This is a genomic window from Acidobacteriota bacterium, assembly GCA_039030395.1.
Taxonomy (GTDB): Bacteria; Acidobacteriota; Thermoanaerobaculia; order Multivoradales; family JBCCEF01; genus JBCCEF01.
This window is the reverse complement of record JBCCEF010000003.1, coordinates 372,199-384,517: the sequence shown is the minus strand read 5'-3', so window position 1 is coordinate 384,517 and position 12,319 is coordinate 372,199. Positions and strand designations below refer to the sequence as shown.

Here is a 12,319-nt window from a genome sequence, read left to right as displayed (position 1 = left end):
CGGTGGTACCGAGGCCGCCAGCGGCGGAAATCCGCTCCGGAAGATCCGCATTCCACGAGCCGGCATAGACCGCGACCCGGCCGCCGGATCCCGCAGCGTGCAGGCCGGATCCGTCTCCGCCGTCGGCTCGAAGAACACCTCCGCCGGTCACCGAGTCCGCATGAAGCTGGATCGAGCCGCCCGCGCCGGCCGCACCCCGCGTATCGGACGCCACACCGAGGGCGGTCACCGAGCCATCGACTACCGCCCGGCCGGAACTATCGATGCGCACGACACCCCCTCCCGGCATGGCGGAGGGACCACCGCCGCCGGAACCGGCCTCGGCAGGATCGAACAGCGTTCCCTGGAGTTCGCCGCCACCTTGGAAAAGCCCGCCGCGACCACCGTGGGAGCCTCCCTCGACCGTCGAGCGCGAGGGAGAACTGATCCGGAAATCGTCGTAGTAGCTGTGAACGTTGCCGCCGCAGTACAGCGCCACCGTGCCTTCCGTATGGGTGGAGTCCGTCGCGGCGAGGACGAGCTCGCCGTTGACCCACGCTTGCATCCGGGAGCCCACCACTTCGATGTCCACTCGGTACCAGCGCCACTGCGCGTACGCCGCCGTCCGGCGAACCAACTCGATGACCCGACCGTTCTCGACCTTTTCCAGGATCTGGGCGCCGCCGCTAGCTCGAGACCAACGGAACCGGTAGTAATTGTCCGGATCCGACTGACGGAAGTGCAGGCCGATGTGGTCATCGTCCCCGGAGACCAGGTTCACCCCTACTCGATAGTCGGCACCCGGAACCGGCCCCAGCCACCGCGCATAGGTGCCAAAGCCATCTGGGTTGCGGTAGATATTGCTGGTCTGCTTGAGGTACTGGGCGTTGCCGTCGCGGAACCAGTTCGATGGACCCTCAGACGCTCCCGGCTGGTCGACGATCTCCCAGTCGTTGTTCCAAGAGTTGTCCTCGAAGTGGGCGGCAGCCTCCAACCCATCCTCGAGCGAGCTGACGATCAGGTCGTCGAAAACACTGCCGTCGTTGCCCGCACTGTACAGGGCGACTCGGCCGAAGGAATGACTGGTGTCGGTCGCCGTGAGCGCCGTCGTACCGTCGATCCGAACCTCGATCGCCGAACCCGAAACATCCACCTCGACCCAGTACCAAACCGACGAGCGATACGGAACAGAACTACTGGCCAAAAGGGTGACCTGTCCATCCTCAATCCGCTCGAGCCACTGGCCCGGAGTCTGACTCCCCCACCGGAACCTGTAATAGTTGTTCGCATCGACATAGCGGAACATCACACCGATCGAGTCGTCGTCGTTGGAGTTCATTCGCACCGCCAGTCGATAGTCCGCAACCGGCAGCTCCTCACCCCACAGCAAATACGTTCCCCAGGTCGCTCCACTCGTGTTGATGTTGGACTGCTGCCTGAGGTGAGTCCCGGAAACAACCCAGCTCGACGGCCCCTGGCTCGTGCCCTCATCCACCACCTGCCACTGATTCAGCGATGCCGACGTCGCGAAGTGATCCTCGGCGAAAATCCCAGTATCGGCAGCCGTCCTGTGCCCCCGGCCGTTGGCATCGATACCGCCGCCGCAAGCGACAAACAGATCTCCTGAAAGGGCCAGATCCAGTCGCTCGGTCGAGGCGAGATCGGTCGACTCCAGGTGGGTGACCACCGCGCCGTCGAGCACCACCAAGTTCGTGAAGCTGTGCGGTCCTTCGATCGTCAGCGTGCCGCCAGCCACGATCACCGCACCGCCATCCAGGCGGGTATCTCCCGCGGCGAGGAAGGTGTCCGCGGTCAGCACGGCCCCTTCCACCACGGTCACGTGCCGGGTGACTTCGGCCCTCGTTCCCGCAAAGCTGGTGGCTCGCACCGTGGCAGCGATCACCTGGCCGGAAACAGCCTCCAACGGAGCATTGAGGCGCAGCGAGTAAGGTGCTGCGAAGTCCGTCGCCACCGGCTGCGACGAACCGCCGATGAACAGCTCCACCTTCTCGATACCGTTCTCGTGAGTGGCATCGGCCACCACCTCGAGGCCGGTTCCGGGTGCCAACAATGCACCGTCCGACGGGCAGGCGATAGCCACCGACGGCAGTGAAGCGGATCCGAGCGGCAACAAGTGCACCGTCCGTTGCGCCGTGCCGACATTGCCTTCGGCGTCGGTAGCTGCCACCTGAATGAGGGCATCGCCCTCCTCGGTGACTGCTGGAGCCGCGACCGTCCACTCCCACGGCGGCGTCGTGTCGGTGAAAGTCTGGCTCCCCAAGGTGAAGACCACCGAGTCGATCGCGCTGGCATCGGTGACCGTCGCGGCGACAGCGATCGCTTCGCCTGACGTAAAGGCCGCACCTTCCGTCGGAGCGATGATCGCGATGGCGGGCGGATCGAGATCTGTGGAGGCCATCGACGACTCCGGTCCTACGGTCAGCGTTGCGACTTCGACACCGTCCTCCAGAGTCAGATGACCTCGCGTCACCACCACTTCGTCGAACTTGTACACCCCGACAAAGGCATCGCCGACGGAAACAGCGCCGGAGGCTCCGCCGAGCAGGAATCGGCGCCGATCCCCCGCTTCGGCCAGGACCGGGTAATCCACTCCCTGGATGCGTGCGAACACCCCGACGACACCCAAGCCCACCCGTTGATCCGGATCTTGCGGCTCGACCCACAGATCCGCCGGGTGGTCGAGGTCCACCTCGACCATGCCGATCAACCCACGACCCAGGCTGGGCAATGGGGTCGGAATTGAACTGTTGCGTCCGGTGCCATTTTCGTCGAGCCCGTTGTCGACCAAGAGCTGTCCGTGGGTCGCTTCGGCGTCTCGCAGATAGACCGTGCCCGGCCCGGCGTAACGAGGATGCGACCAGCACAAGCCCCGCTCGCCTCCCCACGCCCGGGTCTGAGTCGCGGGATCGAAGCCGCTCAGACCATCCACATGCAGGGCGATCCGGCCGCCACCGCCGCCGCCCATCGAACCGACCGAAGTACAACCCGGCGAATCGCCACCGGAGGCATCGATCAGACCGCTGCCGGCCAGGGAACCGACCCGCAGGAGCACCGTTCCGCCACCACCACCGGACTGCGCCGCGGTCTCGCCACCTCGCGCCCGGAGCTCACCATCGAGCAGCAGCGAAGGCGTCTCAATCTCGATCACGCCGCCCCCCGGCTGTCCGGGAGCAGACGTGCTGAACCGGCGGGGACCGCCACCGCCGCCCGCGAGCTGGGGCCAGAAGACGCTGTCGTAGCTTTCCCCTACCCCATACCCGGTCTGGGTCGCCTGACCCAAGCCTCCATGGCTGCCACCCACCCCTGCGCTCGACGGCGAAACCTCCGCTGGGGCATAGCCGAACCACTCCCAATGCGCTCCCCCGGCGAAGCCTTCGCCGGTCACATCCACCACGGCGCCGGCTTCGATCACCACCGAGCGAGTCGCAACCATCCGCACGACCCCGCCCGTAGCGGGACGAATCACCGCACCGGCATGCACCACAACGTCGGCGGCATGTACCTCTCCTTCGAGCTCGACCTCACCCCTAAGATCCACCCTCGTGCCGCTCACCGGGTCGCTGGCTTCGAGCCCCGCACCGTGGAGCAAATCGATGCTGTCGAACCGATATTCACCCCGGTACTCAGCAACCCCAGACAAGCTACCGGCGTCGCGCAGCAGGAGGCGCCCGGCCGCGTCGACGGACAGCACTTCGAAGGCACCGAGCTCGAGCCCGGCAGCATCCGACAGGGTCACCCAGGTGCCCAGCCACCGCACCGCCCGGGGCCCCTCAGCGGCCGTCAGCCACGCATCCGCACCCTGACCTTGGAACGAAGCCACGGAACCCGCGCCGAGCGCCGGCAAGGGCGTGGTCGGCCCTGAGCGCTCGGCACCGTTCTCGTCGAGACCGTTGTCGACCATCAGACGACCGTAGGTCGACGTGTTATCGCGCAGATAGACCGTTCCTGGCCCGGCAAATAGGGAATGCGACCAACAACGGTCTCGGCGGCCACCCCACGCCCGAGTCTGTGTCACTGGATCAAAACCGCTCAAGTCATCGGCCTGGACGGCGATTCGGCCGCCGCCACCGCCGCCCATCGAGCCGACCGCAGTGCATCCTGGGGAGTCGCCACCGGAGGCATCGACCAGACCGCCGCCGGACAAGGAGCCGACCCGCAGGAGTACCGTGCCCCCGGCACCGCCGGATTGCCCCGCGGTCTCACTGCCGCGAGCGCGTAGCGTCCCATCGAGCACGAGAGACGATGCCGCGACCTCGATGACTCCACCACCGGGCTGCCCCGGAGCAGCCGTGTTGAAACGACGGGGGCCGCCACCGCCCCCCGCGAGGGTCGGCCGGTAGACACTGTCGTAGCTTTCTCCCACCTCATAGCCGGGCTGAGTGGACTCGCCCAAGCCGCCGTGGCTCCCACCGGCACCCGCAGCCGACGGCGAAACCTCAGACGGCGCATGGCCGAACCACTCCCAATCGGCTCCTCCGGCAAACCCTTCGCCGGTCACATCCACCACGGCACCCGGACCGATGACGGCCGACGAGACGGCAGCGAGCCGCAGCCAGCCCCCCGGGGCATGCCGAATGTCGGAACCGACCCCGACAAAGATGTTCTGAGCGGCAACGTCGTTGGCGAGGGCGGACGACCGCGGCGCGAAGATCACGTCGCCACCGGCGGACAGAGAGGTCCGCCCTTCTGGCCCATGCCGCACCTCCGCGCCACACTGAACCCGGATTTCTCCGCTGGCCGTCAGGTCGAGGTCCGTGAAGCCTTCCGGCGGCTCGATGGAAGCCCCACCCACGACGCGCAGCGAGGCGAAAGCTAGAGGGTTGCGGACCAGGAAGATGCCTTCCGCGAGGGTGATGTCCTCTCCGTCGTAGGGACCGAGCAAACTCCGCCCACCGACCAGGATCGTACCGGTCGGGACCGATACCACGAGATCATGGACCGACAGATTGCCGGCGAAGTCTCGGGCTTCCAGCCGAACGCTGTAGCTGGTTCCCGGAGAGGCTCCGGTCGGAGGCGTCCAGGGGAAGATCGCCGAGCCGCGGGCCAGGTTGACCGGGCTTGCCGAGCCAATCTCGACACCATCGACGAAGGCGGTCAAGCTTTCGATCGCCTGGTCGTCCTCTGCCTCGACACCGATCCCGATCTCGATGCCCGGCACCACCGCGTCGCCGTTGAGGGCACAACCGGCCCAGGTCTCCGGCGTCGAAGCGTTCACCAACGGATCGACCTGAATGTCTCGAGTCGTCGACGCCACATTGCCGTGAATATCGACCGCTTCGATAGTGAGACTCACCGTCTCGGCCGAGGCCACCATCGGAGCTAGCGCGGTGATCTCGAAGGGCTCGCTTTCGTCGGAGAAGGTCCAGTCGTTCACCTGCACCGTCACCCTCGCCACCCCCCACGAGTCGGTCGCATCCACCTGCACCGGCACATCGTCTCCGGCGGTGAAGCTGTTGCCCGCCGGCAAGATGACGCTGGCAATGTCCGGCGGCGTTGTGTCGAGGGTCCAGAAAGTCGTGATGACGGGAGTGGTCATCACGTTGCCTGAGCCATCCTCGAGACCCTGGATGGTGAGCTGGTATTCGCGGTCCGCAGCCAGGCCGCCCACCGGGGTCACCACCGCTTTGCGACCGTCGGCAATCTGCAACCAAGTGGTTGAAACCCCAGTACCGGTGGTCCGATCGGTGAGCTGGAGGGAGCTGCCGTTGAGGGAGGCAGGGACCACCGGCTCCGAAAACGTCAGATGCATCTGGGTATGGACCGGTAGCTGGATTTCTCCATCGCGCGGCAACACGTCGATCACCGTCGGTGGAGTGACATCCACAGTGGTGAAGATGGTACGCGCCGGCTCGAACAGCTGCCGACCGGCCGGGTCATAGGCATCTTGGACGGTGACCTGGTAGCTGGTGTGACTGGCGAGCGGCGCGTTCGGGGTGAGGACCAAAGTCGCATTACCCTCGATCCAGCTCGCGCTATAGGCGACGGTCGCACCGGACAGGCTGCGGAAGCTGACCCAGGCGTTGGTGAAGCGCGCCACGTCCAGCGGCTCGCTAAAGCGGATCGTGACCGTACTGGCGAGCGACTGATCCACCGAGTACAGCGCCGGCAGGAGTTCGATCACCGCCGGATCGGCGTCGTCCATCACCAGTGTGCCCACGTCGACCAAACCACCATTGGCCGCGAGTGTCCCTCGAGCCCGAGCCGTGCCCGGCCCGAAGCGCTCTTGGACGAATATCGCGAAGGAACCGAGCGGAGCCGCGTCGAAACGGAAGCTGCCGTCGGCCGCTGCGAAGGTTTGGCTCGTGCGGCCGGCGATGGTCAGTACCACCAGCGCTTCTTCGGCCGGGGTGGTGCCGTCGGAAAGCAGCACCACTCCTTCCACGGCGCCCGAATCAGCGAGCTGCACCGTGAGCGGCACCCGCTCCCCTTCGAAGGTCAACGTACCCTCCGCCGAGCCACCGAGCCCGGTGGCCGGACTGCTGGCCCAGGTGGAAAGGTGTCCCTCACCGACCTGGGTGAAGAGCGCCGTGCCCGCCGCTCCGGTGGACGCCGAGAAGGCACCCTGCCGGTAGAAACCCGAGCTGCGCAAGCCGACATTGGCCCCGGCGACCAGGTTGCCGAAGCTGTCACGAACGGTCACCTCGGCCTCGCCGATGGGACGCATCGTCACGTCGACGGTCACCAGCTCGCCTTCACTTTCGAGACGACCCGTGGCCTCACCACGGTGATCGCCGCCGACCTCGTGCGCCTCGATGCGGAAGCTGCGGCCAGCGATCAGCCCGTCGAAGGTGTACGGATTGTCAAGGGTTGCACCCACCACCTGACCATCCTGGTAGATCAAGGTGTTGACGCTGGCAAAGGGTCCCGTCGGTGCGCCCGGCGGATTGAGCACCGTGCCGGTCACCGAGCCCGAAGCTTCGAGGACCAGGTCCACCGTCACTCGTTCGCCTTCGGCGTTGATCGACCCGCTGCCCGAGGCACGGCGCCGACCTTCGGGTTCTCTCGTGTCGAGGCGGAAAGTGCTCTCGGGGATCCCCAAGAACTCGAAATAGCCTTCAACATCGGTCGACGAGTAGGTCACAAAGGGCACCAACGAGTGCACCGCAGCGCGGATCGTGGCCCCGGGCACGCCATGGCCCGAACCCGGATCGGAGAGATGCCCGTCGATCTCCCCGCGCACTTCGAGGGTGACATCTGCCTCGCGCACATGCTGGTTGAACTCGACCCAGGCACCTTCACGCTCCCCGTGGCGGCCAGTGGCCGGATCGAACACCCAGACGCGATACTGACCAAGGGGCAAAAGCTGGAAGCGGTAGGTGCCATCCGCTGCCGCCGTGAGGCTGTCGAACAAACCGTGACCGTGGCGATAGATCGAGACCTGCACCGAAGGCACCGGCTCTCCGGTCAGCGGGGAGAGCACCCGACCGACGATCTCACCGGTGGCCTCGAGCTGGAGAAGGGTATAGACCTCTTGACCCTCGGAGGCCAGCTCGACGGTCGCTTTGCTGCCCAGTCCACCCAGGGAGGGTGCCTTGGCAGCCAGTGACACGGTGCCCGCAAAGATGTTGGTAAATCGGAAGCTGCCCTCGCCGTCGGCGTTCTGGGTGACCCAACGTCCGGGGAAGGCATGCTCGCGCAATGTCACCACTGCGCCGGGCACCGGGTTGCCGCTGGCGTCCTCGACGAAGCCCGAGACGGTGCCTTGGCGCGGCATGACGATCTCGATGTCGAGTTCTTGGCCAAATCGATTGAACCGCACCCAACCACGGGCCCGGCGGAAGAGGCTGCCGGAAGTGATTTCGGCCTCGATGGGAAAGCGCCCTCCCACCGGCGGCACCAGTTCGAAGGTCACCCGACCTTCCTCATCGGCGATCAGGTCGTAAAGCGAGAAGGCCGGGTGCTGCAGGTCCACTCGCGCACCCGGCAACGGGGTTTCGCCGTCCCAATCGAGCACCTGCACCCGAATCGTCCCGTTCTCTTGAAACAGAACATCGTGTTCCGCAACCTCGCCGTGGAACACCAGATCGCCGTGAATCCTTCGCTCACCGTGGAAGGGATTGGAAACATGCAGGGAGTACGGCCCCACCAAGGCGTCGGGGATCTCGAAACTACCGTCAGCGGCCGTCTCGATCGTGTGCGGTGACCAATCGAGTCCCACCAACCCTTCCTGCACCACCGTGGTCCGATAGGTCACCAGCGACTGGACGCCGACCAGGTCGCCACTCGCGTTCTCGAAGCGAACCGTGCCACGGATACTGCCCTTCTTGAACCGAAGGCCGACGAACGGGGTCTCGCCCTCGAACCGAATGGTGACCGTCTTGCTCGCCCCAGCGGCGCCGTCCACCGCGTGGAGCTCATAGGAGCCCGGGGCGAGTTCGGGGAGAGTGAAGCGTCCAAGCGCATCGGTGGCTACCTCATGCCACCACCGGCCACCACCGGTCGCAATGTGCACCAAGGCACCCGGCACCGGGTCGCCGGAAAAGCCCAGCACCTCGCCGGAAATACCGCTGCCCACGGACGCACCCGGGAAGATCAGGTCACGGAAAGTCACCGCACCGCCACCGTTCACGGTCACCGCCGCGGAGGCTTGCAGTTGGCGGTCGAGGTCGGCCGCCAGCACCGTGCGCTCACCGGCGAACACACTATCGAGCTGGTAGAAGCCAGCCGCGTCGGTCACGGTAGAAAACGGCGTACCGCTCACCCACACCACGGCACCCGCCACCGGCACTTGGCCGGTAATCTCTTGCCGGTAGACCGTCCCTTCAACGGTTCCCCGCTCATCCGACAGCAAGAGGGCGATGTCGTTGACCTGGTCCGCGGCAATGTCGAAGAAAACTTGCGCTCCCGAAAGCCCAGTTTCGCCATCGAAAGCTTCGATCTCGGCCCGGCCGGCAGGCACGGTGCCGAAATCGAAACTGCCATCGAGATCACTGTTCTCTACTCCGGCGAGTTCACCGTCGACATAGAGAGCCACATAGGCATCGAATACCGGGGTGATTCCGTCGGCCTCGAATACCGTGCCCTGCACGTCGCCGGTCGAATCGTCGGGAGAACGCCGGATGATGACCAAGTCGCGCTCCACCACCGAACCGGCGGTGGGTAGTTCGACGGTTTGGAAGACAGAGCTACCTTCGCGGTCCGTCGCCGCCAGGCTCACCGTTCCGACGGGAACTCCACTGACCTCATAGCGACCGTCAGCGAAAACACGCGCCTCGCTGCCCTCAAAGAACACCGGGCTGTACGCCACAACCCGCGGGCTCTCGGGTACCGTGCCGTCTTCGTAGCTAACGCGGCCGCGCAGGGTGCCACGGCCCAGCATCAGGATGTCGAGCTGCTGGCTGCCTCCGGCAAAGCGCATCCGCCCACGGGCGTCGCCACGATAGCCGCTCACCGGGTCGGTACCCACCAACGTGAACACGTCGGAGCACCTCGTCTGGCGCACGTAGTCGAAACTGAATCGGCCAGCAGAGTCCGCCCGCACCGCCGCCGTCTTGTGGCGCCGGCACGGCGTTGGGTAGTGATAGAAGAAATCCACTTCGTAGAGTTCAACCAAAGCAAACGGAACCGGCTGGCCATCGGGTCCGAGAACGGTGCCCTCGACCTGGGTCCCCGGCTCGGTGACGGTGGTCGTCACCGGCAGCGTGACCCCCGAGAGAGTGGCGCCGGCAACACTCGAGAGATCACGGATGGTCAGGGCGTGCGCAACGTAGGGACTGATCGGATTGTCGAAGATCACCCGCACGATACGGCTGTTGCGCAGTCCCTCAAAGGGATTCTCCGCCACCGTCTCAAAGTGGTTGGCAATGTCCTCTTCGACCGGCACCAGACCGCCGTTGGATACTTTCCCCGGCAAGGAGAATCGGCCTGGATCGAGGGGCAACAAGCTCGCGAGATCGAGATCTTGGGTCAGGAGCACATCGACGATGTGACCGGAAGGATCTTCCTCGGCGTTCTGCACCGCCGCCACCGCCGTGAAGGGTCGCAGCGTCAATGTGGAGACCGCGCCGGGGATCTCCTCGTTGACCAACCCATCGCCGGTGCGGTCGACGAACAACGTAAAGAGACTGTCGCTGGGCGCGAAGTCGACGATCGCCAGGCCGCCAGGGGGCAAGGCGATCCCTGTGAAATCGACCCATCGAGAGCCGCCGGCACCGTCGGGCAACCACAGAGTCAGCGTGTCCGCCGATCCGCCCTCAGCCGTCAAGCGGACCTGGTAGCCACCGGCCTCGGCACCGGCAAGCAACGCCATCTGACCTTCGGCACCGAGACCGTAGAGGTCAGCGAAGGACAGCTCGCGAATGCGCAATGGATCGCTGCCCTCTCCCGAAAGCCGGTCGCCGGTCGTTCGACTGGCGACTTCCAGCCGTGCCGCCGAACCCTCGACGACCGCACCGGCCAGAGGGCCGAGAAACGAAGTCGTACGAGCAAAGCGCTCGAAGGCGGCGCGCCCGGAGGTCGCCGCCGCTTCCGCAGCGAAGGTGTGCGCCAAAGCACTTGCCCAGAAGCCACCACGCTGGGTGATCCGACGTAGCTCGTCCCATTCCCAGTCGCGATCGCGGGCGCCAGCCCACTCGGCAGCCACCACCGCCAAGCTGTCGAAGGAGTCTTCGCCGAGCGCCACATGCCGACCGGCCTGCGCCAACCAGTAGGCTTTCTCATCGATCTGCTCCCGCGACAGGCGAGGCAAGCCCGAAGTCGTCGCGGACTCCGGAGCGCTCGATAGCGAAAAGCCGAGACCGAGCAAGCCCAGCGCGTGGCGCTGCACCGCCGCCGGCAGCTGCTCAACGGAGCGCGGCAAGATCAACGCATCGGGCGACAGCGGTATGCCGGCATCGCCGACCCCCACCGTCAGCTCGAAGGTGGGATCGATCAGGCTACCGCTCTTGACCGAGGTCGCCACCACCCGACCGGTGCGCAGAGAACGCAAACCAAACTCAACCACTTCGGACTCCGCAGGTGGCAGCGAAGGAATCGTCTGCTGCCCCGAGGTCAGCAATTCCACTCCCGACAGCCCGCCGGGGGGCAACGAAACGGACACCAGATTCAGCGGCTGACTCGAGGTGTTCGTCACCGTGACGGACAGTTTGTACTGCTCGTCGTTGCGCACCACATCCGGATGGGTGACGGTCATCGCCAAGGTTGGATCGCGCACCACCACCGCACCGCGGGCCAAACCGGTGACCCGCTCCACGCCTCCGGGGAGCCCGTCGAGCACCCCTTCAAGCTGGAATTCGACAACGTGGGTTCCCTGCTGACGACCCTCCACCACCACCTCGGCCTGGCCTTCGGCCTGGGCGATCAAGAACGTCAGATCATCCCCCGTACCCAGCAGACCATCGGGCCCCGGCACTCGCACCGGCACCGGCACCCCGAGGGGTGTCGGCGGCTCGGTCTCCGCCATTCGCAAACCCGGCGGCAGGATCACCCGGGCCATCAGGTCGCGAATCACCAATGGATCACCTTCGGGTGCGTCGTTCTTGGCCACCAGAACCACGGAGAAGAACTGGTTGAGAAGCGAAACTTCCGAGGGGAACAAGATCACCCCCGGCAGACTCACCGGCTCGTCTTCGAAACAGCCATCGGCGTTTTGACAACCACCGGTCAACCCACTAGCACCACCACCGCCAGAAGATTCCATCTGCAACGTAAAGGGAGCCATCTGCGGCGGTTTGAAGCGCGGCGAGGTGGTACCGCTCGACGCTCCAAATTGCGGGCTCGATTGCCCCAAGACCGTCAGCGTCTCACCCGGATTGAGCGCGTTGTAGAACACCGGCAGGTTGTAGTCGATGATCTCGCCATCGACAGCGAAACCGAAGGTGAAGTTGAAAGCGCGGAAATTGTCGTCGCCCAGAACGACACCGTAACTGCGGACCTCGTCGAGGGTCAGAGGCCGCGAGCTGACTCGCGTGACCAGCACTTGCGTCACCAGGATGGCGGCGTCCCGCGGCTCGGCATAGGAAAGAAGCTCACCATCCTGCATCAGCCGGATGTTCTCCAACCGATATTCGCCTTCGAGGGCCAGCCGCGGAATTCGGAATGGCTCGCCGGGAGAAGTCGACAGGCTGAGGAATCCGGAGATCTCCGGTCCGGACAGCTCACCGACCACAACGAGATTCGAGGGAAGAACGCCGTTGGATGGATTCCAGCCGACCAGTGACGTTTCGACAATCGTCGGCGTCGACAGCGGAACCGTCTGGCTCTCCGGTGAAGCGGCGAGGCGAGCTCCAACAATGGAAAGGCGCCCACTACCCAGCTCTTGCGCCGAGGCAGAAAGGCTAGCGGAAAGAGCGAAGGCTATGAGGCCCAGGGCCCCGCACAA

General features: G+C 65.4%; 1 protein-coding gene (cut by a window edge). It reads right to left on the bottom strand.

Annotation, left to right across the window (positions count from 1 at the left end; genetic code table 11):
• Positions 1 to 12,319: the 5' portion of a carboxypeptidase regulatory-like domain-containing protein gene (locus tag AAF481_05880; GenBank protein MEM7480682.1), read on the bottom strand. Its footprint begins 3,362 nt before the window's first position; the window shows 12,319 of its 15,681 coding nt (coding positions 1-12,319); it begins with the start codon at positions 12,317 to 12,319; the stop codon falls past the left edge of the window.